Genomic DNA, 22,617 nt, shown 5'->3' on the forward strand with positions numbered 1-22,617 from the left:
CTAATCAAGTACCTATGTGGCGAAAGATGTAATTTTTAACATCACAAGTTTCTGCAGTGACGAATTTCGGATTCTGAAATATTCCTACTAGCTCAAAGTTAAATTTTTTCAAAAATAAATTCACTTCCATAACAAATTGTTCTTCATTTTCGGGTAGTTCGACAAGGATGGTATCAATTGCTCCATCGCTAAGACACTTAAAGGAACCCTTTAAAATTGTAAATTCGTGGCCATCTACATCTATTTTTATGGCGATTTTTTTAAAATTTTTTCGATCTTTTATATAGTGTACTAAAATATCGTCTATTGTAAGTGCCAATTGTGATATTTGACCACTTGGATTGAATTGCTTATTTCTAAAATCGAGAGGCTCTTTTATCGAAGCCATTGACGCCCCGAAATCTAACGATTGAAAATTTATCGGCAAGAAACAAGTATAGTCTGAGAGAGGATTCGACAAAGGAACAACACTATCAGAAAGATCATTTAACAGGATATTTCCACACAATTGAAAATAATTTGCTGGTGAAGGTTCTATCGCGATTACACGATGTCCCAAGATCGCCGCATAAACTGAAAAAATTCCAACATTTGCTCCGATATCAATGAGTAGTGTGTTTGGTTCAAAAGCACTAATCCAATCGATTGTTTCAGGCTCTTTGTCAAACATAGTACGAAACCGCCAACCTGATTTGGCGCTGAGAAAGGTAATATCACCTACAGGCGACTGCATTGTCTCGCGGCGCCCCCAAGTCTCTGGAACAATCGCAGGCATTACTTTTCCTTTCCTTTATAGATATAAGTGAATGCGATGCTCGTTCTATAAGCTGACTCCTTCAAAACTACACGTTCAACGCCATGCCAACTATTGCCATGTCGAGCGAAGCAGTATGCTCCGTTCCTTATATATTTGTTCTTTCTTTCACAGACAAATTCACCATTAACGAAACGATAAAAACTCGTTCCCATTTCAGTATTATACGGGTCATCTAATGGCAAATAGACCTGCAGAGTAAAGGCTTTTGTTGCGGCGTCTCGATGTGGTGAGATAAAGTATCCATTACTATCTCTATAATAGTATGGATGCACATCGATGTCTTCAGGCTGCACAGATACGTCATTCTTAAAAGCTTCACAAAGCCATTTTTTTGTTTCTATGCTATCGAAATCCGCTATCAATTCTTGCAGGTATTGAGTTTCTTCGTTCTGTAGACCCATCTTATCCAGATCTTTTAAGTCTCTAAACCACCTTGTTGTTTTTCCATTAAATATTGCGTCTGGATGCAGCAATGGCTCTGTCTTAATTTTAGGAAGTATTTTTTCCAGCGACTCTAAGTGTTCTTGACTAAAAAAATCAGAGGCTGTGTAGTGCAAAAAAGGTTCTCGTTCCGGACTAAATTTTTGAAGGTTCAAAGTCATTCTACCCATCCAAGTTACACGTTATTGTCTAACAGAAATTATCCGCAGAAAATCAAATTTCAACTAATTTCGCAAGTTTACCTTCTATCCTGAGTCCCGAGTTTATTACGTTGGAGCGCTAACCAACATACCTTCGGGTGGACTAATATTTTCCTCGATAGGATCCCAGTTGAGAGAATGGGCTGAAGCCATTAACGCAACCAAGTTTTCGGACGCGCAGAAGGCGTTCGTTTTAAAGCGGGCGTCGACAGCGTTTCGGTTGAGGAGATCTCCCGGAAGGCGGGGTATCAGCCAAGCGACGTATTTCAACTGGAAAAAGAAGTATACAGATCTGTTGCCCGACGATATGAGCCGGCTGAAGCAACTTGAGGAAGAGAACAATCGGCTGAATAAGATCGTTGCGGACCTGACATTGGACCGCGAGATGCTGCAGGACGTCATCCGCCGTAAGCTCTGAGGCCTGTCCGGAAACGCAAGCTTGTTGACGGGATGCTGGCGGACTGGGGCATATCGATCAGACGGTCCTGGAAGGCGCTGAAGTTCGACTTTTCGACCTACCACTACAAATCCCGCCGCAATGGTCAGACCGGCCTGGAACTACGGATCAAGGAGATCTGCGAGTCTCGGGTTCGCTACGGCTACCCTCGCGTCCAAGGGTTGCTTCGCCGCGAGGGCTAGCTTATCAATATGAAGAAGACACGCAGAATTTACAATTAGTTGGACCTTCAGCACAGGTACAAGCCCCCTAAGAGAAGCGTGAAAGCGAAGCTTCGGGAGGATCGCCAGGAGGCCGTCGAGCTGAACGATGTCTGGGCGATGGATTTTGCCACGATCAACTGGCGACAGGTAAGAAGCTGCGCATCCTGACCATCATCGATACCGATTCACGGCTCTGTCCGGCGACCAATCCACGCTTCACCTATCGCGGCGAGAATGTTGTGCAGACCCTGGAACGGGTATACGGCCTGATTGGCAACCCGAACACGATCCGGGTGGAAAACGGTAGTGAATTTATCTCCCGTGATCATGATCTGTGGGTCTCTGCAAACGATGTCACGCTCGACTTTTCTCGGCCCAGAAAGCCGACTGATAATGGCTTCATCGTAGCCTTCAACACCAAGTTCCGGGCAGAGAGTTTAATTGCGCATTGGTTTCTGACACCTGCGGACGCCCGTGAAAATATGGAAAAATGACGTAGACACTGCAATGAGGATCGACCTCATTTGGCAATCGGATTCAACGTCCCGGTCGCACTGCATAATTCCGGTGGCAACCCCAGCCCGTCACCGTGAACTAGGCCGGGAAACTCCAACCTCCAGCGATCCAAGGTTAGGTCTCAGTAAAAACCGAGAACAGAGCTAACTTATGAATGCGGACAATCAGGGGAGTTAGGTCACTTCACGTTCGGTCACGAACATTATAGTACATCAAGACTACAACTGACCAAGCGCCAGCCAGGAGCAAAAACATGGCCAGAGAATATATTAAACGGTGGGGATACTGCGGATCTTCTGACAAGGTTGGCTGGATGAAGGTAGCAAGATAAAGATGCTTACCGTCTGCTTCCTGACGAGCCGATTCCAAGCTGGCGAGGGACGTTACATAGAGTTGCTGTGCAAATTCTTCTTCCAATGCGAGTTCCGAATAATCCGCAAGACGGAAGGAAAGAGCAGTCCTGTTCGTGCCAGAAGAACCGGAAGGCGAAATGCCGGAGCCGAGGCGTTCCCGCGCACTTGAAATCTGACCTTCCAGGGCCTCGATTTGCTGGTTCAGCAGCCTGATGCGTGGAGAGTCCTCGTCCAGGTAACTCATCAGGGTCTTTTTTTCTGCTTCCCGGCTTGCGCGCTGCTGATCCAGTCCGGCAATCATTTCCACAGCAAGCTTGGCATTTTCCTCCGGACTGACTTCCTGTGTCTCGTTCCTATAGGCAAGCATTTGCTTGCGAATAGCTTTCAAACGCGCCTCGGCGCGCGCGACGCTTTCTTCCGCGAAGCGCACCGTCTCTCGCCTGTTAGCTTCGGAAAGCTGATTAACCAGTATTTCGCTGCGCTTAAGGATTGCCTTCGCAATCTCGACCGAATCCTCAGGCCGGAAGCTGCGCACTTCAACCTGGATGACCCCGGAGGTCGCGTCGAAACTGACGTCGACCATGTCATTCCAGTAACTCAAGCGGTCTTCGACCGGCAGATCGCGGCCCATGCTGAAAAGAAAATCCGAAGATTCGCGATTGAAGATGGTCTGCAAATCCAGATTGTCCGGAAGGTCCTCCAGCACGGATTGGCTCTGCAGATAGTCCGTAACGATATAGCTATTGGAGGTCGCAGACTCCCCCCCTGCATTTCCCATTACCATGCCAAGAACTTCAGTCGCAGCGACGGGCTGGGAGCTGCGGACGGCAAATGCTGTCATGCTGTGATATTGATCGCTTGCCCAAAAAAACATATAGGCGGAAAACGTGGCAGCCGGCATGGCAACGAACAACACGAAGCCTAACAGGATCACCCTGTGCCGCATTTTTGTTGCGGACTTCGCCGTCGTTGCTGGCAGTGCCAAGTCAAGCAGTTTCTGCGGATCGAGGCCGGACTTTTTCAGCCTACTTATCAGCTTGCCGTCCTTGGAATTTGCCTTGGCAACGGCGCCCCCCTTTTTGGACGGAAGATTGAACACCGTTCCCTGACCAATCTCGTCGGCCTTTTCTCCAGGCATTTTTTCGACAGCTGACATGTTCAATCAAACCTTCAAGTATTCAGAGACCGGCCTATCGGCGTGCCATGTTGTCATTGTGCACACTAATTGCATCGTCAATATCGTTGAAAAAGCTTAAGTTGCCATCTTCTAACACAATTCCGGTCGTACAATATTCTTTTAGTGCACCGTTTGAGTGAGACACCATGATGATGTCAGAATTCTGGAGTTTTTCTTCGAAAACCAATTTGCACTTTTTCTTGAAATTCGAATCGCCAACGGCCGTGATTTCGTCGACCAGATAGTAATCAAAATCAATACCCATGCTGACGCCAAAGGCCAGCCGTGCCTTCATTCCGGAGGAATAACTTTTTACCGGCATGTAATAGGATTTCCCAAGTTCGGCAAAATCCTGAACGTAATCGACCAGTTGTTCCGTGTCGTGCCCATAAATGCGGGCAACGAAGCGAACATTCTGCTCTCCGGTTAGTGATCCATTGAAACTGCCCTGAAAACCAAGCGGGAAGGAAACGTTGGCAAGACGGATGATCCTGCCCGAGGTCGGCTTGATCGTACCCGCAATAAGCCTCAGCAGTGTGGACTTGCCAGCACCATTACGCCCCAGCAGACCAATACTGTTTCCCCTGGGCACCGTAAACGACACATCCCTTGCGATGTAGCGCATCTCTCCCTTGAGCTTGAAGCGTTTGGTCAAGCGATCCAACCTGATCATTTCGCCTCCCGTAGCTGCGCGTCATAAAGCCATACCAGAAAAAATCCGAAAACAATCGAAAACACGGTTAGCCCTACGATGTAAGGCATGTCGATATAAGAAGCCCGGTAGGTGGGATAGAATCCGGTTCGGAAAAGGCCAACAATGTGAACCAGCGGGTTCCACATGAGCCACTCCCTGAAAGGGGGGGGTACCGAGTCCGGTAAGAAAAAAACTCCGGAAACTAGGAAGGCTGGTCTGTTGATAATCCCCCAGATCTGCTGGTAAGTACTGCTCAAGTGAAACCATACGATGTTCGAAGCCCCTACTCCTGCACCAAGTGCAATCGCAATCAGGGAAGCAAAGAAGATAGGTTCCAGGTTGATACTCTCAAACGGAACCACGAGATAAAGTGCGCCGAAAAGAAGAGCATTTACGACGAAAAGCGTCGCTACCTGTAAAAAAATCCTTCCCAAAATCGTGTCGTAAGGCCGCACGACAGGATAGTTCAGCAGCGCTCTGTTTGCCTCGACAGCAGAACCTACTTGCTCAGAAGTTGAGCGATACATGTAGAATGCGATGTAGCCGGTCGCAAAAAACAAGGTGAAGCTTCTTCCAAGTGGTGGAGTGTGAGCAACTGCGGAAAAAACCGTTGTCATGATCGTGATTGTCAAAACCGGATCCAGAACCGCCCACATGTAACCGCCGAACTTGTTTCCGTAGCGGGTGGTCATTTCGCGGACGATCAACGCAAACGTGATCGCAAATTGGCGTTTCAGGCCCTGGCGCAAAGGTTCTGAGTGCATACTGTCAATCTGCAGTTATTGATCTCTGTTGACGCGTTCTTCGAATGCCAACTGGTTGTCTTGACTAGACCTTTAGACAGTTCATGTCCATCTTCTGACAGACCGTATCATAACGGAATTTCGCGCAGCAACATAGTGTCACGATGCCACAATGATTTCGAAGGCGGCATGATTTGTACAAACTGGAAGTGCGATAGCCTGTTTCATAAGACTCCGACCAAATCCGATCGCGACCACAAAACCGATCAAACGCATAGTGTGCGGTCTGTTTATATCGACCTTGTGGCAATGTCCTGAAGACAAGCTCCTGGCATCAACGCCATAAATTTCATTGAGCAATTCACCTTTCTCCAGATGGCACCTGCGAGCCGAAGGTTGGAGCCGCAACGGATGCCGGATCGAATGCCTTAAGAACAGCCAGTTTCCGCTTGCGTTTTCGCTTGTTCCCGCCTATCCCGCTCAGCCATTTCACTTTTGCTGGATTGCCGTGTTCGGAGTGCCCCTACGCGCTCCTGCTTCGGTTTCGAATAAGCCAACGCCATTCAATTGCAAAACGGCGTCTGTACAAAACGCTGCGACATAAAGGGACTTTGCCATGAAACAGACCATCGGACTTGATTTCGGCACCTCCAATACAGTCGCGGTTTCGGCGCAGGGTGTGGGGGCGACTGCGTCGATCAGCTTTGTTGATGGCAATGACAGCTTCACCTCGCTTCCAACTGTTCTCAGTTTTCTCGACCGGGGGCCGGCCAAGGCGCTGAATGCGGAGGTCGGGCCCTGGGCAATCCGGCAGTTTCTGGAGAGCTTTGGGGACGTACGGTTCATCCAGTCGCTGAAGACCTTTGCGGCGAGCCGCGTTTTCATGGGGACCGGAGTTTTCGGGGTCCGGTTCGAGTTTGAAGATCTGATGGCGACGTTTCTGCAGCGGGCTTTCGAACGGGCCGGGGCTGCGTTTGATCCCGCGGCAACCCGGCTCGTTGTGGGCCGGCCGGTGGAGTTTGCTGGGCACAATCCGGATGAAGACCTGGCGATGGAGCGGTATCGCAAGGCGTTTCAGAAGGTTGGGTTTGAAGACATCCTCTTTGTTATGGAACCTGTCGGGGCGGCCTTTTCCTACGCGCAATCGCTGGAACAGGATACGACCATCCTGGTTGCCGACCTTGGCGGCGGCACGACCGACTATTCGATCATGCGATTCGAGACCGAAGCCGGGCACCTGAAAGCGACGCCGCTTGGCCGAGGCGGGGTCGGCATTGCCGGTGACACGTTTGACTACCGCATCATCGATAACGTGGTGCTGCCGAAGCTCGGCAAGGGCACCGCCTACCAGAGCATGGGCAAGATCCTGGAGATCCCGCCCAACCTCTTTTCCAACTTCGCCCGCTGGCACATGCTGTCGATTTTCAAGACCTCAGACGATTTCAAGGAAATGAAAAAACTGCTGCGCTACTGCGTGGAACCGGAGAAGATCGAGCTTTTCATCGATCTGGTGGAAGAGGACCAGGGCTACCCGCTTTATAAATCCGTCTCGGAAACCAAAGCCCTGCTGTCGTCTGCAGACGAGGCGGAGCTGACCTTTGCCCCGCTCGGTTCGGACTTCCGGGCAACTGTGAAACGTGCGGACTTCGACGGCTGGATTGCGCCTGATCTGAAGAAGATGGACCTGGCGCTGGATGTCACGCTGGAAAAGGCCGGTTTGAGCGAAGCCGACATCGACCGGGTATTCATGACCGGCGGCACCTCCTTCGTGCCTGCCGTGCGCCGCCAGTTTGCGGAGCGCTTCGGCCTGGAGCGGATTTCCGGCGGCAACGAGCTGACGTCTGTTGCCAACGGCCTTGCCCTGATCGGGGCACGCACGGACGCGGCTGATTGGGCGCTTGCCGCCTGAGTTCGCCTGCCCGGATCCGGCGGAACGAGCCTGACCGACGGAAATCAAAAGTTTAAACGGCCCTCCCCGTCAGAAACCTGGCGGCACCTGAAGCCACAGTGATACGTCGACGGTGTCTCCGGCTGCGATCTTCTCTTTCTTGCGCACGGCCGACTTGACCGGCAACAGGAAGGAGCCGGACGCCTTGTCCGGCCAGATGGTGGTGCTCCATTCAGCCTCACCGATCCGCGCCTTTACCTTGATCATGCCCCAGGCGCCGCCTTTACGGCTTCCTGTGAAAAACCGGATCTGATCGGCGCAGGCCGGCGGTAACGTCACGAAGGTCCAGCCGCCTGGACCGGCGGACAGCCATAGTTTGCCGGTAAAATCCAGCCGGTCGAGCATGAAGTTGCAGCCTCTGTCCTGCCAGGCCTGTGTCGTGTCGCTTCCGTCTGGCAAGTCTGAGCGACGTCAGTCAATCAGATTGATATCCGCCATCAGGTCTCCTGCCGTTTCCTGAAGTGCGTCGCTCAGGCTCGCAGGGTCCAGTCCACCTGGCAGGCGCAGGTCGGCAGATGCCTTGAACAGGGCCTCTCCCTGCATCGAGCCGGAGACGACTTCCGTTTCCAGATGCTCGATGCTGACACCCTTTTCGGAAAGAACGCGGGTGATATCCCGCAAGATGCCCGGGTGGTCCTGAGAGACGAGATCCAGATGAGCGGATGCACCTTCCGGCAGCTCTGCACCGGTCTGGTCGGAGCGCAGCGTGATATCGATGCCATCGGCGGAAAGAGCTTGCAGCTTTTCCACCAGTTCGTCCGCATGCAGCCCCTCGATCGCGATGCGCACGATGCCTGCAAATTCGCCGCCGAGACGGGCCATGGAGCTTTCGATCCAGTTGCCGCCGGTGCCGGCGATGATTTCCGCCATCCGCTCGACCAGGCCTGGCCGGTCCTTTGCAATGACCGTGAAAACAAGATGAGTTTGCATGATGCCCCGCTTGCGCATTGGAACTCGACCATCCTACTAGACAGCCTCAACGTGCTGAAAACAAGACTGCAAAATCTCATCTCCGGCTGTGGCCGTTGCGGCAGACAACCGTCATAATGGCAAGATTGATCGGGTTTCCCTTCAGGCTTCCTTGCCGATCCGCATTCCGTTTCAATTCATACTGAAAATCAGGTTTCCCCATGAAGCAGACAGAACCCCGCCGCGTCGACAAATTCTGGCTCACGCTCATCGAACGACCGGCGGTTTTTCTGGTTCTGGTGCTTATCGGGCTTGGCATGTTGCCTGTTGCCGTGTGGATGGACCTGCGCGCCATTTCAGATGCCTCCCTGCGCTCGCAGGCGGTTGACCTGGACCAGGCCATCGGCAAGATCCGAACCTATTACGCACAAAACGTGATCGCCCGGGTTCAACAAGCGCCGGGCGACATCACCCCGACACATGAATATCACGAAACGCCAGGCGGCATTCCGATCCCCGCCACGCTCTCCATCGAGCTTGGGGAAGTGATCGGCGGCAACGACCATAATCTGCAATACCGTTTCGTGTCGGATCTGCCGTTCATGGAGCGCGGGTCACACAACCTGACACCATTCGAGATCAAGGCGCTGAACGATTTCCGACAAAGCCGTGATCCTGCAGACCTGGAGATTGCCTACGAAGGATCGATCTTCGACAGAAAGATCCAGATCGCCTCCCCCGTCTTGATGGGCGAGGCCTGCGTTTCCTGTCACAACAGCCACCCTGAAAGCCCCAAGACTGACTGGAAGACGGGCGACGTGCGTGGCATTCAGGCGATCACCATCAGCCAACCCATTGCCGCAAACCTTTGGTCGTTCAAATATCTGCTGCTCTACTTCGGCTGTGCAGGGGCGATCGGTGCTGCGGTCACCGCCCTGCAATGGCACCAGGCAACGCGGTTCCACCGGATGAACGTCAATCTGGAGCACGCGAATACGGAAATCGCGCATCTCAACAAGCAGCTGACGTCCGAAAACCTGCGACTGGGAGCGGAAATTGAAGTCGCAAGGCAGATCCAGATGATGGTGCTGCCGACAAAGGATGAGCTTGGCGGCATTCATGAACTGGAGATCGCAGCCTTCATGGAACCGGCGGACGAAGTTGGCGGCGACTATTACGACGTGCTGCAGCTGGACGACAAGGTGAAGATCGGCATTGGCGATGTGACCGGCCATGGCCTGGAAAGCGGCGTTCTGATGCTGATGGTTCAGTCCATCGCCGTCGCCCTGCAAGAACGCGGGCCGTCAGATCCGCGCCAGTTCCTGGTTGCACTCAACAGCGCTATCTGCCGCAACCTGAAGCGCACCCGGACCGACAAGCACCTGACGCTGTCCTTCCTCGATTTCGAACCGAACAAGGTAACCTTGTCGGGCCAGCACGAAGAACTGATCATTCTGCGCGACAACGGCCAATGCGACATCGTCGATACCGTCGATCTCGGCTTCCCCATCGGCCTCGATGAAGACATCGAACCGTTTATCGAAACCAGGGAACTGGCCTTCGGTCCCGGAGATCTCATCATTCTCTATACGGATGGCGTGACTGAAGCGGAAAATCCTGACGGTGTGCTGTATGGTCTGGATCGCTTGGTCGCAAGTGCCCAGCGCCACGCGGCACCAAAGGCCGGACGGGTGCTGGAAGGCATCCTGGCGGACCTCAAGGCCCATATCGACACACAAACCGTGCATGACGACATTACGCTGATGGTGATCCGGCACAAGTAAGCCGGCAGCATTGGCCGCAGCTTGCTGCCGCACACTGCGATCAAAATTTTGGAGGCGTGTCACCCCGGATAAGCGCAGCGCCAATCCGGGGTAACAGCAATGTTGAGGAGTCGAACAGAAACCTCGTCAGACGCCCCTTACGTCGTCATCCGATGGCCTTTCTCAGAACCGGCACGCGTTTGACAACAAGATAGTCCAGCGCCAGCACGCTCAATAGCGTGATGCCGACCAGCGGAAAGGCCAGGGAGACGGCCAGCATCAGGATCATCGCGCCGCGCCAATGCGGCAGGTCGTCCGGCATTTTAGGTGCAAAAACCCGAAGGGCTGAGCCTTTCGGCCGTCGCAGCCACCACATGACAAGCCCGCTGACGCAAAGGAAAATCACCGACAGGCAGAATAGGGTGTTGAGCACCACGTTCCAGAGCCCCATGTCGCCTTCATGAAAGGCAATGCCGATGGCCATGCCCTTGGCCGGCAGGGAATAATCCGCAAAACCGACATCAGCCAGGATCCGTCCGGTGTATTGATCTATATGCACCGTGCGGTCGACCATCGGGTTCTCTGAGTCGTTGCTCATGGAATCCTGGTTGATGGTCCAGACACCGGTTTCATTGCCTGGAAGGTTCACCCGAAACCGCCCTTCAAAGCCGATTTGCCGGCCGAACGCGGCAATACTGTCCAGATCAATCGGCGTTCCGGCAGCAATCGCGTCGGTGCCGGCATCAGAGCCGGACATCGGCATGCTGGTCTGTTCCAGCCCCCAGGGAACGTCCTTTATCGAGCCATGGTTCATCGAGGCGTGGGTGTCGTCGGACAGAGGCACGTTCGACCATTTTTCGGCTGGAAAGGTGCTCCAGGCCTGAACGAATTTCTCGCCCCAGACACCGGCCCAGGAGAGACCACTGACCAGGAAGACCAGCAGGATGAGAGAAACATAGGCGCCGATCACCTTGTGCAGGCTCTTCCAGAGCGCACGACCATTTGCGCGAAGATCCGGCACAAGAGCACTTCCACCGCCTGCCCGTGGCCACCACAGATAAAGACCGGTCACAATCAGCACGATGGCAAGGCCGGCCGCGATTTCGATCAGACGATCACCAAGATCGCCGATCAGCAGCGTCCCGTGAATGTCGTTCAGTAGGTCATACCAGCCGTCACGCCGGATCCAGCTCTCAAAGACCGAGCCCGAATAAGGATCAACTGCCACCATGTAATTGGTGCCAGCGTCGTTGACGCGGAAGACATTGGCTCCGTCGGCGGTCTTGGCGCCGATCCATTCAACCAGGCTCGCGCCCTGCCCTCGCGTTGCCAGCGCAGCGCCAGCCTGCTGCGACAGCGCCACTGGTTCGCCGGCAATTGCAACCTTGATGTATTCCCCGTCGCGGCCATCAAGAACGGAAATAAACATCATCGAAAGGCCGGTGACGGCCAGCATGATCAGAAACGGCACAACATAAAGACCGGCGTAAAAGTGCCAACGCCAGGCAGCCAGGTAAAATCGACTGGGGGTGGACGCATATACAGCGTCCGAAGGGATGTTGCTCATGGGATCTCCACACCCGAGTGCGTCCGTTCGGCAAAAGCCGGACAGACCTCGGGTTCAAAACGAGTTCAGATAAGGTTCGGAAAGATCACGCGTTGAGCGGCGGTGCGCGGGCAAAGTTGCGGCCGCGCGGTGTGCTGGAAGCCCAGACCTTTGCAGGTAGAGAAGCCGGTTGGCGGGAGATCTCTTCCTGCACGAAGAGGAACTGCACCCTGTCAGGCGCAGCAAACGCACCGACACCGGCAAAGACGCAATGGCGGGAGGCCTTTTCCGCGGGGCTATCCTCGTCGGAACCCGGTGGAATTTCTGCACCGTTCGCATCCAGCGTAACAGTGCGAAGACCCTCGGTGGTACACAGCGTGACGGTAAAACCGCCATCCGCGCGCACGTCCGGCATGTACCCCTTGGGCACAAGCGCTGTGACCAGAAACGGCAGCAGAAGCAATAGCCTGGCTGCCGCCATGAGGTCCGGATGTTTTCGCCGGAAGTTTTCCACGCCCCACTTACCCCGAATCGAGACAGGTTGATCACTAATCCAAAGGGATGACAAAGACAAACCGGTTCTTTTCGGGGAGCCGCAAGACGCAACGATTGCCGGTTTCAGGCCATGGCTGCCTCGTGCCAATGGATGTCGCTTTCATGCTTGATCCGCTATGGCCACTCCCCTAAGGTGCGCCCACCTGACGGCGTCCCGTGGAGGGACTGAAAGCCATTCCGGATGAGGTTGACCCAAGCAGGGGACCAAGGCCGGAGCTGTCCAAGGCATCTGCAGATCAACCGGCTCCGCCGGCTTTTGCGCGTGTTTGCTTTCATTCTTCCCGACGCCTGTTGCCACGCTGCCGATCCGGCATCAGCCACTGGGGAGAGACATGATCAGACGGACCATCCTTGCAGGCCTTGCCGCCGCGCTGCCTACCTCCGCCTTTGCCCATGGGGGCCATCTTGGCGAACTCGCCGGTCATTCCCACTGGGTCGGGGTCGCAGCCCTTGCCGGTGCCGCGCTCGTCGCCGGCATCATCGCCCTCAAAGACAAGAAGCAGAAAAAAGCCGAAGACGCGCCTGAAGCCCGTCCGGAAGACGACGAGACTGCCGGAGAAGCTGCTCAATGAGCGAAAAACTCGGACTGATGATCTGCGGCCATGGCAGCCGCAACAAGGGTGCCGTAAAGCAATTTGCACAGCTGGCGGAAGGCCTGACGGCTCGCTTCCCCGATTGGCCGGTGGAATACGGGTATCTGGAATTCGCCAACCCGGTCATTCATGACGGACTGAACAAGCTGCGCGAGGCCGGCTGCACCCGCGTTCTGGCCGTGCCGGGCATGCTGTTTGCCGCTGGTCACGCCAAGAACGACATTCCCTCGGTCCTGAACACCTATCAGGCCATGCATCCGGAGATGACGATCTCCTATGGCCGCGAACTGGCCGTCGACACACGCATGGTGAAAGCCGCCGCTGCCCGTGTTCAGGAAGCGATCGACGCTGCCGACAGCGACGTGCCGCTGCACGAGACCCTGCTGATGGTGGTCGGGCGCGGCGCTTCCGATCCGGACGCGAACTCCAACGTCTCCAAGATTACGCGCATGCTTTGGGAAGGCTTCGGTTTCGGCTGGGCGGAAACCTGCTACTCCGGCGTCACCTTCCCCCTGGTCGGACCCGGCCTCGAACATGCGGCAAAGCTCGGCTACAAGCGCGTCATCGTGTTCCCCTATTTCCTGTTCACCGGCGTACTGGTCCAGCGGATCTATTCGACCACGGACGAAGTTGCCGCCAAACATCCGGAGATCGAATTCCTGAAAGCCGGTTATCTGAACGACCACCCGCAGGTGATCGACACGATGGCCGATCGGGTGCAGGAGATCCTGCAGGGCGCAAATCTGATGAACTGCCAGATGTGCAAGTACCGCGAACAGGTCCTTGGCTTCGAAGCCGAAGTGGGTCTGGCCCAGGAAAGCCACCACCATCACGTGGAAGGCCTCGGCGCGGAAGCAGAATGCAAGCTGTGTGACGAGATCTGCACCGGAGCCTGCGAAAAGCAGGTGCAGGCGGGTGGTCATCATCACCACGACCATGGTCATCATCATCACGATCACTCCCATGACCATGGGCATGATCACGCGCATCATCATGGCCACTCTCATGATCATTCGCACGAGCATGGGCATGGGCATAGCCACGGGCACGGGCATGATCACGATCATCACCACCACCCCTACCCGCACGCAGACCATCCGCACGGCCCCCGGTCGTTGAACCGCGGAGACTGAGGCTGCCGTGAGCACCGAAACCAAGCCGTCCTACGACTATGAAAAGGACCCGGCGGCGATTTACCGCCAGTCCTTTTCAATCGTGCGGTCGGAAGCAGAATTGTCTCATCTACCCGACGAGCTGAAACCGGTCGCGGTGCGTCTGATCCACGCCTGCGGCATGACAGACCTTCCGCAGGATCTTGCCTGGTCGGAGGATATCCTGTCTGCCGCGCAGGATGCCTTCGCGCGGGCCGCACCCGTCTTTTGCGATGTGGAGATGGTGGTGCATGGCGTCATTCGCTCACGACTTCCGGCGGACTGCGACGTGGTTTGCACCTTGAACGATCCCGCGGTTCCGGCCCTTGCCAAAGAGCTCGGCACGACCCGCTCGGCTGCAGCGGTCGAGCTCTGGCGCGACAGGCTGGACGGCGCTGTCGTTGCGGTTGGCAATGCGCCGACGGCCCTCTTCCATCTGCTTGAAATGATTGCCGCCGGCGGACCGAAACCGGCGCTGGTTCTGGGGTTCCCGGTCGGGTTTGTGGGCGCCGCGGAATCCAAGGAGGCTCTGATCTCCAATCCGTTCAAGGTTCCCTTCCTGGCTGTTCGCGGCCGCAGGGGTGGATCGGCCATGGCTGCCGCCGCAGTCAACGCTCTTGCCGCCGGCCTGCCGGAGGAAACGTAAGATGGCCGGAGGTCCGCCGAAAGACGACGAAAAACCAACCGGATTGAAATCCGTTCGCAGCAAAAAGCCTTTGCGGTCACGCGGTTTCCTGTCCCAGCCGGGTGGTTCGGTCAAGACGCCTGCGGACGGCAGTGGTGACCAGTCGGTCCATCACCGGTCACGGGGTGCCCGGCAGGTATCGCCAAACAGTAGCGGCACGCCTCAGGACCTGTCGGTAAAACCGGTGATCAAACCTTATCGTCTGGAGGACAAATGACTTCCTCGACAGACAAGCTCCCCTGGTTGACGCTGGTCGGCCTGGGCGAGGACGGTGTTCTGGCTCCGGGTGGCGCAGAAGCCCTGGCAGGTGCAGATATCGTTTATGGCGGCAACCGACACCTGGAGCTGACGGGCGGAATCACTGCCGAGAAGCGGACATGGCCCAGCCCCTTTGCAACCGTCTTCGAAGATCTGGCAGCGCTCAGGCAGAAGCGCGTCGCTGTCTTGGCGACAGGAGATCCCATGTGGTTCGGCATCGGCTCATCCTTGCTGAAGCATTTCCCTGCGCACGAGCTGATGGTGCTGCCCTCGCCGTCCGCCTTCCAGCTGGCTGCCGCACGAATGGGGTGGGCCTTGCAGGAAACCGACTGCCTGTCGGTTCATGGTCGACCAGTCGATCTGTTGCGGGCATCGCTTTACCCGGGCGCCCGGATCCTGTGTCTAACCAGCAATGCGGAAACTCCCCGCCAGGTGGCTGACCTCCTGGCCGACGAAGGCTATGGGCGCAGCCGGATGACGGTTCTGGAGCATCTCGGCGGCACCAGGGAAAGGTGCGTTGCAGGTACCGCGGAAGGCTGGTCGGCCGAGGTTGCCGATTTTCACACACTTGCTCTGGATGTGATTGCCGACCCCGGTGTGCGGTTCCGTGCGCGGATACCCGGCCTTGCCGATGATGCCTTTCGCCACGACGGCAAGATGACCAAGCAGGACATCCGCGCTATCACCCTGGCGGAGTTGAAGCCTCACCCCGGCGCACTCTTGTGGGATGTCGGTGCAGGCTGCGGTTCGATTGCCATCGAATGGTTGCGAGCAGCCGACCGAACCCGGGCCATCGGCCTGGAACCGCATGTGGAACGGCGGCAAATGGCGGCTGAAAACGCTGTCGCGCTTGGCGTCCCACATCTGGAACTGTCGGACGCGACCGCTCCGGAAGGCCTCCACGATCTGCCACAGCCGGACGCGATCTTCATTGGCGGCGGCCTGACAGCCTCCGGTGTGATCGAGGCCTGTCTTGCAGCGCTAGGCCCAGGGGGGCGGCTTGTCGCCAATGCAGTGACCCTGGAGAGCGAGGCCATACTTCTCTCCGCCTATCAGTCTCATGGAGGCACTTTGAAGAAAGTTTCCGTTCACCGGGCAAGCGCCGTCGGCGGCTTGACCGGATGGCGTCCCTTGATGCCCGTGACGCAGTGGAGCCTGACGAAATCATGACGGGCACACTCTATGGCATAGGTCTTGGCCCGGGCGATCCGGAGCTGATGACCCTGAAGGCGCACAGGCTGATCGAAAGCGCACGGGTAATTGCCTACCCCGCTCCCGATTCCGGCGAAAGCTTCGCCCGGTCAATCGCCTCTGATGTGATCCCGGATGGGGTGCGGGAAATCCCGATTGTCGTGCCGATGCGGGTCGACAGGTTCCCGGCACAGGAGATCTACGACAAGGCCGCCGAAGAGATAGCCGCAGTTTTGGCAAACGGTGAGGATGTCGTGACCTTGTGTGAAGGAGATCCATTCTTTTTCGGTTCTTTCATGTATCTGTTCGAGCGCCTGTCCGACCGTTTCACGATAGAAATCGTGCCCGGTGTCACCTCGCTGACAGCCTGCGCCGCCCAGTTGAGACGACCGCTGACGGCACGAAACGATGTACTAACCGTCATTCCTGGCCCGCTTCCGGACGCGGACATCCGCCGCAAGATCGAAGAAGCCCAGGCGGTTGCCATCATGAAGGTCGGCCGTCACCTGACACGGCTGAAGACCTTGCTTTCCGACATGGGGCTGCTGGAAAAGGCCGGCTACGTGGAACGTGCCAGCCTGCCAGAGCAGAAGGTTCATCGGCTCATCGACCTTGAGACCGAAACCGCCCCCTATTTTTCCATGATCCTCATCTACAAGGGAGAAGAAGCGTGGACGCTTCCCCCATCCTACTCGTCCTGAACCAGGCCGGCCTCGCTGCTGCCGAAGTGATCGCCAGACGGTTTTCAACCGCCCGCATCCACGGGCTTGCCGGCCGTGTGCCGACAGCGGACACCCAGTTCAACGAAACGATCGACCATATCCGCCTGTTGTTTCAGGCCGGTCATCCGATCGTCGGCTTCTGCGCCAGCGGCATTCTGATCCGTGCGCTTGCACCGGTCCTGTCCGACAAGACAAGCGAACCGCCGGTGATCGCCGTGTCGGAAGACGGCAAGAGTGTCGTTCCGCTGCTCGGTGGTCATCGCGGCGCCAACGAACTGGCGAAGCTTCTGGCCAGCGCTCTCGGTGGGCACGCGGCGATCACGACGGCTGGGGATACCAAGCTTGGTGTTGCGCTCGACGCCCCGCCCCGCGGCTGGCGTCTCGCCAATCCGGAAGATGCAAAACCGGTGATGGCCGAGCTTCTCTCCGGCGCTCCCGTCCGCCTGGAAGGCCGCGCCGACTGGCTGAAAGAGGCAAAGCTGCAGCAGACAGACGATGCCGCCATCACGCTTTCGGCAACCGAACATCCGGAAGAAGCAGGCCCGACGCGTCTGGTCTACCACCCGCAGCGCTATGCTGTTGGCGTCGGCTGCGCGCGCGGGTGCGATGCGGCCGAACTGATCGAACTGGTCGAGACCGAACTGACGGGAGCCAACATTGCCAAGGGCGCTGTTGCCTGCATCGCGACCATCGACCTCAAGGCAGATGAGGCCGCTGTCAATGCTCTCGCCGCGCATCTGGATGTGCCGCTTCGGGTCTTTTCCGCAGAAGACCTGCAACGCGAGACCCCGCGCCTGAAAAACCCGTCGCCCGTCGTCTTCAAGGAAGTCGGCTGTTACGGAGTGTCTGAAGGGGCTGCCCTGGCCGCGTCCGGCGCCTTTGGAACGCTGAAGGTCGAAAAGCAGAAAACCGAAAACGCAACTTGCGCCATTGCACGGTCACCGAAGTGGATTGACACCGACACGGTCGGTCGGGCTCGCGGGCATCTGTCCGTTATCGGTATCGGTCCGGGCAAGGACGACTGGCGCACACCGGAGGCCACCAAGCTTCTGGCGGAAGCAACCGACGTTGTCGGCTACTCGCTTTATCTCGACATTGTTGACCAGCACATTACCGGCAAGACCCACCACAACTTCCCGCTTGGCGCGGAAGAGGATCGCGTCCGCTTTGCGCTAGAAGAAGCTGGCAAGGGCAAGAATGTCGCGCTGATTTCCTCCGGTGATGCCGGCATCTACGCCATGGGTTCGCTGGTCTATGAACTGTTGCACAGGAATGAGGAGTATGGCGGTGTGTCGGATGCCGCCAAGCGGGTCAGCGTCACAAACGCGCCGGGCATTTCCGCCCTTCAGGCTTGCTCGGCCCGTATCGGCGCGCCGCTTGGCCATGATTTCTGCGCGATCTCACTGTCCGATCTCCTCACCCCTTGGGAGGTGATCGAAAGGCGTCTGAGGGCAGCAGCCGAGGGCGACTTCGTGATTGCCTTCTACAACCCGGTGTCCAAACGCCGCCGCACGCAGCTTGCAGCCGCAAAGGAAATCCTGCTGGAGCACCGCTCGGCAGCGACACCGGTCATTCTCGGCGTCAATCTTGGCCGGCCGGAGGAAACCATCCGCGTCACCAGTCTGCATGCGCTCAGCGTCGACGATGTCGACATGCTGACCACCGTGCTGGTCGGTTCGACCAACACCCGCACCGTCATGCGCGGTGACGGGAAACCTTTCGTCTATACGCCGCGCGGTTATGCCAAGCGGATCGACGCACCAAAGCCGGTGGAAGCAGCACCAGTTGCCACTGAAGCCGCGCCTTCGTCCCTGATGGCAGACGTGACGACCGACATTTCCGACTTTCTCGAAACGGATGACAAATCATGACCGTTCATTTCATTGGCGCCGGACCTGGCGATCCCGATCTCATCACCGTTCGCGGCCTGAAGCTCATCCAATCCTGCCCGGTCTGCCTTTTCGCGGGCTCGCTGGTGCCTGAACAGATCGTTGCCGCCGCACCGGAAGGTGCACGCGTCATAGACACGGCCCCGATGACGCTTGACGAGATCATCGACGAGATCAAGGCTGCCCATGAAAAGGGCCAGAACGTTGCCCGGGTTCATTCCGGCGACCCTTCCATTTACGGTGCAACGGCGGAGCAGATGCGCCGTCTGGACGCACTCGGCATCGATTATGATGTAACACCGGGCGTGCCGGCCTTCGCGGCCGCGGCCGCTGCACTCAAGACCGAGCTGACCATCCCGGAAGTTGCCCAGACCATCATTGTCACCCGCACGGCAATGAAATCCTCGGCGATGCCGAACAACGAGGACCTGGACACGCTCGGCAAGAGCGGGGCGACGCTGGCAATTCACCTGTCGATCAGGAACCTGCGGGAAGTTGAGCGCCAGTTGACGCCGCATTACGGTGCCGATTGCCCGGTGATCGTCGCCTACCGCGTCGGTTGGCCGGATGAGGCCTTCATTCACGGCACATTGTCGACCATTGCCGCAGAAGTGCGTGCCTCCAAGATCACCCGCACCGCGCTGATCTTCGTCGGCCATGCCTTGAAGCCTGCAGCCGACTTCCGCGACAGCGCCCTTTACGACGCCGACCACGTGCATGTGCTGCGCCCGAAGAAGAAGGCGAAAGCCTGAGGAACCGGCGGAACCAAACCACTTCGCGGCCTTCCACTGTCTGTCATCATCGGTATGTGGGAGGTCGCGAAACGCTTCGCAGGTTCATCGAGCAATGATTTGCCTGTCCGAGAGCGCTCATTTGCATATCGCTCCTGCCCTCGCCTAATCTCAACAAGATTAAGACCGGACAGGAGCAATCCCATGACAGATGAAAACCCACTTCTGAAACAGGCGATTTCTCTCAGCGGTGATCCCGATGCCATTCGCAAGTTCTACGCGGACTGGGCGGAGACCTACGATGCCGACCTGCTTCAGACCATAGGGTATGTCGGCCCCAGGATTGCAGCGGAAGCACTGGTAAAACGCCTGCCCAAAACGGCGCTGGTTCTGGACGCAGGCTGTGGGACCGGTCTCGTCGGGAGCGAGTTGATCAGTCGCAATTCAGCCCTGACCATTGACGGCATAGACCTGACACCTGCGATGCTGGAGCATTCGCGCAGCCGTGGGATTTACCGCAATCTGTCCCAAGCCGACATGATGGCCACGCTCTCAGGCATTGACGACAACATTTATGACGGCATCGTCAGCGCGGGCGTCTTCACGAATGGCCATGTGGGTCCGGAAGGGATCGACGAACTGCTGCGCATCGCCAAACCGGGTGCTCCCATCGTCCTGACAGTACGCGATAGCGCCTGGGAGGCCGACGGCTTCAAGGCCAAGGTCGAACAGCTTGAACAGGACGGCAAGACAAGGACGCTGGAGATCACCCACTGTCCCTATCACACCAAGGAAGACGTCTATTGCGAGCTTGTCGTGCTTGAGGCGGTTTAGGCGAGAGCAATGACATGGGCAAAGGAGCCCATGACCGATCCGGCGCGCAGCCCCATCTGTGCCAGTTCGTTGCCTTCGGCATCTTCCGCTGAAAACAGCCGCTCCGCCCCGCCTTCCGACATTATGGAGGCATAGTGGAACTCGTGTGCGGATAGCGGTATTTGCCAGGGGAGGCCACGGAGTGGCATGACTTTTCGGTAGCCGAGGTGACGCTTGCGGGTCTGAAACGAGGTTTCCAGCGGCAAAAGCCCCAGCATTTCGTGGCGTGTGCCATCGGCATCGATCATGCCCTTGCCGAGTGTCATGTAGCCACCACACTCGCCATAGATCAGCTTTCCGGTAGCTGCGGCCCGCAAGACCCCAGCCTTGAACCTGTCTGCTGCAGCAAGCTTTCCGGCATGTAGCTCCGGATAACCGCCGGGTAGAAAAATTGCATCGGCATCAGGTGACGGTGCTTCATTCGCGAGTGGCGAGAAGAACTCGAGCCTCGCGCCCTGCCTTCGCCAGAAATCCAGCAGATGCGGATAGGAAAAGGCAAAGGCAACGTCCCGGGCAATGGCAATGCACTGGCCAAGCGGCGCGGGCAGGTGTTCCCTGTTATCACCGGCAGGGCTCAGTGGTGCCGCCAATGTTTCCAGGCGGTTCAGGTCTACATTCCGGGTACACAGGTCGCTCGCCTTTTCCAGAAAGGCTTCCAGATCCGGATGCTCCCCCGCCTGGACAAGTCCCAGGTGGCGTTCGGGAAGGCCTAGTTCCTGAGCCCGCGGCAAGACACCCAGAACATCCACGGCGAGCGGTGCCAGCGCTGCGCGCAACATGGCTTCGTGGCGCGGGCTGCCAACCTTGTTGAGAATAACGCCTGCGAGATTGATATCCGGCCGGAAGCTTTGAAACCCATGAACAAGCGCTGCGACCGACTGGGCCTGTTTGCCGCAATCGACGACGAGAATCACGGGTAGATGCAGCGTTGCCGCCAGATCGGCAGCCGAGCCCTTGCCGCTGGCTGCTCCGTCGAATAGCCCCATGGCGCCTTCGACCACGAGAACGTCATGACTGTCGGCCTGACGGTGGGCAAGCATCTGCAGTGTCGCCGCGTCCATAGCCCAGGCGTCCAGGTTGATGCAGGGCATCCCGCTGGCAGCTTCGTGGAATTTCGGATCGATGTAATCCGGGCCGGACTTGGCCGAAACGACCGAACGCCCGGCGGATTTCAGTGCACGCAGCAACGCAAGCGTCAGTGTGGTCTTGCCAGCACCCGACGATGGCGCCGCGATCAGAACACCCTTGGCGCCTGCCTTGGCAGTGTCAGCCGGCATCGGCAGAACGGGAGGATATGCGCAGGCCTAGCGGGTCGCTGTCCAGCACCTTGCCCGACAGGGCGCCGAGCCAGTCGAGCCCCTTGCGCAGACGGACAACCTCACCGACACAAACAACTGCCGGTGGTTCTATCCCGGCAGCCTTCGCCTCTTCAGCGCAGCGGCCCAGCGTGGTTTCCAGAACGTCCTGGCCCGCAAGGGAAGCATTGCACACGATACCCACAGGTTCATCCACAGATCGTCCACCGGCAATCAGTTTGCCGGCTATGACATCCAGGTGCTTCATCGCCATATACATGACAATGACAGGCGACCCCTTGGCGATACCATCCCAGTTGATCGCGTCCGGGGTGAGGCCCGTCTGGTCATGGCCTGTCAGGAAGGTGACTGCCTGATTGCAGTCTCGGTGGGTTGCGGGAATCCCCGCATAGGCCAGACCGCCGATACCGGCGGTGATACCGGGAATGATACGGAACGGCACACCGGCCTCGACAAGGCCGAGCGCTTCCTCGCCGCCACGGCCGAAGACGAAAGGATCGCCGCCCTTCAGGCGAAGCACCCTTTTGCCTTCGCGGGCGTAATCGATCAGCTTCAAGGTTATGTCGCGCTGTTTCGGGCTCGGTTTGCCGCCGCGCTTGCCCGCGTAGTCAGTCACGGCTCCCGGTTTGCCCCAGGCAAGAATGCTCTGATCGACTAGGGCATCAAACACGACAACATCGGCCTGGCGCAGGCCATTGAGCGCATGCAGCGTCAATAGGCCGGGGTCGCCCGGACCTGCGCCGGCAAGCCAAACCCAGCCGGGTTCGAACACGGGTAACCCGCCTGGCAGGTCTCCCGGCAAGCCTTCATGCGGTCGGTTGTTGTCGTCTTCTCCAGTCATGGTTCCTGTTTACCCGCGTGGCCCGGTAACGCCAAGCGCTTCGGC

21 protein-coding genes and 3 pseudogenes are annotated in these 22,617 nt (G+C 57.2%); 13 read left to right on the plus strand and 11 right to left on the minus strand.

Annotated elements, in window-relative coordinates:
- Nucleotides 1-4: 4 nt before the first annotated feature.
- Together FIU93_RS26675 and FIU93_RS26680 are read right to left on the minus strand one after the other, a co-directional pair.
- A complete protein-coding gene (locus FIU93_RS26675) occupies nt 5-775 on the minus strand; it encodes an FkbM family methyltransferase (protein ID WP_152507248.1) in 771 nt (256 codons plus the stop codon).
- Nucleotides 775-1,419: a hypothetical protein gene (locus FIU93_RS26680; RefSeq protein WP_152507249.1), complete on the minus strand. Its 645-nt coding sequence runs from the start codon at nt 1,417-1,419 to the stop codon at nt 775-777. Before FIU93_RS26680 ends, FIU93_RS26675 begins: the two co-directional genes overlap by 1 nt.
- A gap of 190 nt (nt 1,420-1,609) precedes the next feature.
- Here FIU93_RS26680 and FIU93_RS26685 point away from each other — a divergent pair.
- A pseudogene (locus FIU93_RS26685) lies at nt 1,610-2,711 on the plus strand (IS3 family transposase).
- 106 nt (nt 2,712-2,817) lie between these two features.
- On the opposite strand, the gene FIU93_RS26690 reads toward FIU93_RS26685, so the two are convergent.
- The 3 genes from FIU93_RS26690 to FIU93_RS26700 are packed head-to-tail and all read right to left on the minus strand — an operon-like array spanning nt 2,818 to nt 5,622.
- Nucleotides 2,818-4,143, minus strand: coding sequence for an RkpR, polysaccharide export protein (locus tag FIU93_RS26690; protein ID WP_152507250.1), 1,326 nt, complete (start codon nt 4,141-4,143; stop codon nt 2,818-2,820).
- Nucleotides 4,144-4,177: 34 nt separating this feature from the next.
- The gene (locus FIU93_RS26695; RefSeq protein ID WP_152507251.1) at nt 4,178-4,837 is read right to left on the minus strand and encodes an ABC transporter ATP-binding protein; all 660 of its coding nucleotides are present in this window, start codon (nt 4,835-4,837) and stop codon (nt 4,178-4,180) included.
- On the minus strand, nt 4,834-5,622 hold the full coding sequence (locus FIU93_RS26700; RefSeq protein WP_152507252.1) for an ABC transporter permease: 789 nt from the start codon (nt 5,620-5,622) through the stop codon (nt 4,834-4,836). Before FIU93_RS26700 ends, FIU93_RS26695 begins: the two co-directional genes overlap by 4 nt.
- A 595-nt stretch (nt 5,623-6,217) precedes the next feature.
- Between FIU93_RS26700 and FIU93_RS26705 the strand changes: the two genes are divergently transcribed.
- Nucleotides 6,218-7,510: an Hsp70 family protein gene (locus tag FIU93_RS26705; protein ID WP_152507253.1), complete on the plus strand. Its 1,293-nt coding sequence runs from the start codon at nt 6,218-6,220 to the stop codon at nt 7,508-7,510.
- Nucleotides 7,511-7,579: 69 nt separating this feature from the next.
- Here FIU93_RS26705 and FIU93_RS26710 read toward each other — a convergent pair whose 3' ends face one another.
- Both FIU93_RS26710 and FIU93_RS26715 read right to left on the minus strand, forming a co-directional pair.
- Nucleotides 7,580-7,948: a DUF1905 domain-containing protein gene (locus FIU93_RS26710; protein WP_286202387.1), complete on the minus strand. Its 369-nt coding sequence runs from the start codon at nt 7,946-7,948 to the stop codon at nt 7,580-7,582.
- A gap of 12 nt (nt 7,949-7,960) precedes the next feature.
- Nucleotides 7,961-8,479: an ACT domain-containing protein gene (locus FIU93_RS26715; RefSeq protein WP_031269595.1), complete on the minus strand. Its 519-nt coding sequence runs from the start codon at nt 8,477-8,479 to the stop codon at nt 7,961-7,963.
- A 317-nt stretch (nt 8,480-8,796) separates the two neighbouring features.
- Between FIU93_RS26715 and FIU93_RS31785 the strand changes: the two are divergent.
- Both FIU93_RS31785 and FIU93_RS26720 read left to right on the plus strand, forming a co-directional pair.
- Nucleotides 8,797-9,294 (plus strand): annotated as a pseudogene (locus FIU93_RS31785) (DUF3365 domain-containing protein); the annotation flags it as partial.
- A gap of 144 nt (nt 9,295-9,438) precedes the next feature.
- Nucleotides 9,439-10,242: pseudogene (locus FIU93_RS26720) on the plus strand (PP2C family protein-serine/threonine phosphatase); the annotation flags it as partial.
- 145 nt (nt 10,243-10,387) lie between these two features.
- Here FIU93_RS26720 and FIU93_RS26725 read toward each other — a convergent pair.
- Both FIU93_RS26725 and FIU93_RS26730 read right to left on the minus strand, forming a co-directional pair.
- A complete protein-coding gene (locus FIU93_RS26725) occupies nt 10,388-11,788 on the minus strand; it encodes a PepSY domain-containing protein (RefSeq protein ID WP_152507255.1) in 1,401 nt (466 codons plus the stop codon).
- Between the two features lie 85 nt (nt 11,789-11,873).
- Nucleotides 11,874-12,248 (minus strand): DUF2946 family protein, encoded by a 375-nt coding sequence (locus FIU93_RS26730; protein ID WP_173017417.1) that lies wholly within the window; start codon nt 12,246-12,248, stop codon nt 11,874-11,876.
- A 406-nt stretch (nt 12,249-12,654) separates the two neighbouring features.
- On the opposite strand from FIU93_RS26730, the gene FIU93_RS26735 reads away from it, so the two are divergent.
- The 9 genes from FIU93_RS26735 to FIU93_RS26775 all read left to right on the plus strand — a co-directional run bounded on the left by FIU93_RS26735 (nt 12,655) and on the right by FIU93_RS26775 (nt 20,376).
- Nucleotides 12,655-12,894 (plus strand): DUF6732 family protein, encoded by a 240-nt coding sequence (locus FIU93_RS26735; protein WP_031269597.1) that lies wholly within the window; start codon nt 12,655-12,657, stop codon nt 12,892-12,894.
- Complete coding sequence (locus FIU93_RS26740; RefSeq protein WP_023001613.1) at nt 12,891-14,048, plus strand: sirohydrochlorin chelatase; 1,158 nt, start codon at nt 12,891-12,893, stop codon at nt 14,046-14,048. Before FIU93_RS26735 ends, FIU93_RS26740 begins: the two co-directional genes overlap by 4 nt.
- Before the next feature lie 7 nt (nt 14,049-14,055).
- Entirely contained in the window at nt 14,056-14,712 is a 657-nt protein-coding gene (locus FIU93_RS26745) for a precorrin-8X methylmutase (RefSeq protein WP_152507257.1), read from the plus strand.
- Between the two features lies 1 nt (nt 14,713).
- Entirely contained in the window at nt 14,714-14,968 is a 255-nt protein-coding gene (locus FIU93_RS26750; protein ID WP_152507258.1) for a hypothetical protein, read from the plus strand.
- Nucleotides 14,965-16,179: a precorrin-6y C5,15-methyltransferase (decarboxylating) subunit CbiE gene (cbiE, locus tag FIU93_RS26755; protein ID WP_152507259.1), complete on the plus strand. Its 1,215-nt coding sequence runs from the start codon at nt 14,965-14,967 to the stop codon at nt 16,177-16,179. Before FIU93_RS26750 ends, cbiE begins: the two co-directional genes overlap by 4 nt.
- The gene (gene cobI, locus FIU93_RS26760; RefSeq protein ID WP_173017418.1) at nt 16,176-16,901 is read left to right on the plus strand and encodes a precorrin-2 C(20)-methyltransferase; all 726 of its coding nucleotides are present in this window, start codon (nt 16,176-16,178) and stop codon (nt 16,899-16,901) included. The genes cbiE and cobI overlap by 4 nt, the downstream gene beginning before the upstream one ends.
- The gene (cobJ, locus tag FIU93_RS26765) at nt 16,871-18,793 is read left to right on the plus strand and encodes a precorrin-3B C(17)-methyltransferase (RefSeq protein WP_152507260.1); all 1,923 of its coding nucleotides are present in this window, start codon (nt 16,871-16,873) and stop codon (nt 18,791-18,793) included. Before cobI ends, cobJ begins: the two co-directional genes overlap by 31 nt.
- Entirely contained in the window at nt 18,790-19,563 is a 774-nt protein-coding gene (cobM, locus tag FIU93_RS26770; RefSeq protein WP_023001619.1) for a precorrin-4 C(11)-methyltransferase, read from the plus strand. Before cobJ ends, cobM begins: the two co-directional genes overlap by 4 nt.
- A 183-nt stretch (nt 19,564-19,746) precedes the next feature.
- Entirely contained in the window at nt 19,747-20,376 is a 630-nt protein-coding gene (locus FIU93_RS26775; RefSeq protein WP_152507261.1) for a class I SAM-dependent methyltransferase, read from the plus strand.
- Here the strand turns inward: FIU93_RS26775 and FIU93_RS26780 are convergent.
- Both FIU93_RS26780 and cobA read right to left on the minus strand, forming a co-directional pair.
- On the minus strand, nt 20,373-21,692 hold the full coding sequence (locus FIU93_RS26780) for a cobyrinate a,c-diamide synthase (RefSeq protein WP_152507262.1): 1,320 nt from the start codon (nt 21,690-21,692) through the stop codon (nt 20,373-20,375). The two genes, FIU93_RS26775 and FIU93_RS26780, sit on opposite strands and share 4 nt — an antisense overlap.
- Nucleotides 21,682-22,572, minus strand: coding sequence for a uroporphyrinogen-III C-methyltransferase (gene cobA / locus FIU93_RS26785; protein WP_209010243.1), 891 nt, complete (start codon nt 22,570-22,572; stop codon nt 21,682-21,684). Before cobA ends, FIU93_RS26780 begins: the two co-directional genes overlap by 11 nt.
- Nucleotides 22,573-22,617: the final 45 nt, after the last annotated feature.

The sequence above is a fragment of the Labrenzia sp. THAF35 genome (assembly GCF_009363595.1).
Taxonomy (GTDB): Bacteria; Pseudomonadota; Alphaproteobacteria; order Rhizobiales; family Stappiaceae; genus Roseibium; species Roseibium algicola.

What these genes read in the sequence shown, in the direction of transcription:
- FIU93_RS26675 (WP_152507248.1), bottom strand. Translation starts at nt 775, where the DNA reads ATGCCTGCGATTGTTCCAGAGACTTGGGGGCGCCGCGAGACAATGCAG.
- FIU93_RS26680 (WP_152507249.1), bottom strand. Translation starts at nt 1,419, where the DNA reads ATGACTTTGAACCTTCAAAAATTTAGTCCGGAACGAGAACCTTTTTTG.
- FIU93_RS26690 (WP_152507250.1), bottom strand. Translation starts at nt 4,143, where the DNA reads ATGTCAGCTGTCGAAAAAATGCCTGGAGAAAAGGCCGACGAGATTGGT.
- FIU93_RS26695 (WP_152507251.1), bottom strand. Translation starts at nt 4,837, where the DNA reads ATGATCAGGTTGGATCGCTTGACCAAACGCTTCAAGCTCAAGGGAGAG.
- FIU93_RS26700 (WP_152507252.1), bottom strand. Translation starts at nt 5,622, where the DNA reads ATGCACTCAGAACCTTTGCGCCAGGGCCTGAAACGCCAATTTGCGATC.
- FIU93_RS26705 (WP_152507253.1), top strand. Translation starts at nt 6,218, where the DNA reads ATGAAACAGACCATCGGACTTGATTTCGGCACCTCCAATACAGTCGCG.
- FIU93_RS26715 (WP_031269595.1), bottom strand. Translation starts at nt 8,479, where the DNA reads ATGCAAACTCATCTTGTTTTCACGGTCATTGCAAAGGACCGGCCAGGC.
- FIU93_RS26725 (WP_152507255.1), bottom strand. Translation starts at nt 11,788, where the DNA reads ATGAGCAACATCCCTTCGGACGCTGTATATGCGTCCACCCCCAGTCGA.
- FIU93_RS26730 (WP_173017417.1), bottom strand. Translation starts at nt 12,248, where the DNA reads ATGGCGGCAGCCAGGCTATTGCTTCTGCTGCCGTTTCTGGTCACAGCG.
- FIU93_RS26735 (WP_031269597.1), top strand. Translation starts at nt 12,655, where the DNA reads ATGATCAGACGGACCATCCTTGCAGGCCTTGCCGCCGCGCTGCCTACC.
- FIU93_RS26740 (WP_023001613.1), top strand. Translation starts at nt 12,891, where the DNA reads ATGAGCGAAAAACTCGGACTGATGATCTGCGGCCATGGCAGCCGCAAC.
- FIU93_RS26750 (WP_152507258.1), top strand. Translation starts at nt 14,714, where the DNA reads ATGGCCGGAGGTCCGCCGAAAGACGACGAAAAACCAACCGGATTGAAA.
- cbiE (WP_152507259.1), top strand. Translation starts at nt 14,965, where the DNA reads ATGACTTCCTCGACAGACAAGCTCCCCTGGTTGACGCTGGTCGGCCTG.
- cobI (WP_173017418.1), top strand. Translation starts at nt 16,176, where the DNA reads ATGACGGGCACACTCTATGGCATAGGTCTTGGCCCGGGCGATCCGGAG.
- cobM (WP_023001619.1), top strand. Translation starts at nt 18,790, where the DNA reads ATGACCGTTCATTTCATTGGCGCCGGACCTGGCGATCCCGATCTCATC.
- FIU93_RS26775 (WP_152507261.1), top strand. Translation starts at nt 19,747, where the DNA reads ATGACAGATGAAAACCCACTTCTGAAACAGGCGATTTCTCTCAGCGGT.
- FIU93_RS26780 (WP_152507262.1), bottom strand. Translation starts at nt 21,692, where the DNA reads ATGCCGGCTGACACTGCCAAGGCAGGCGCCAAGGGTGTTCTGATCGCG.
- cobA (WP_209010243.1), bottom strand. Translation starts at nt 22,572, where the DNA reads ATGACTGGAGAAGACGACAACAACCGACCGCATGAAGGCTTGCCGGGA.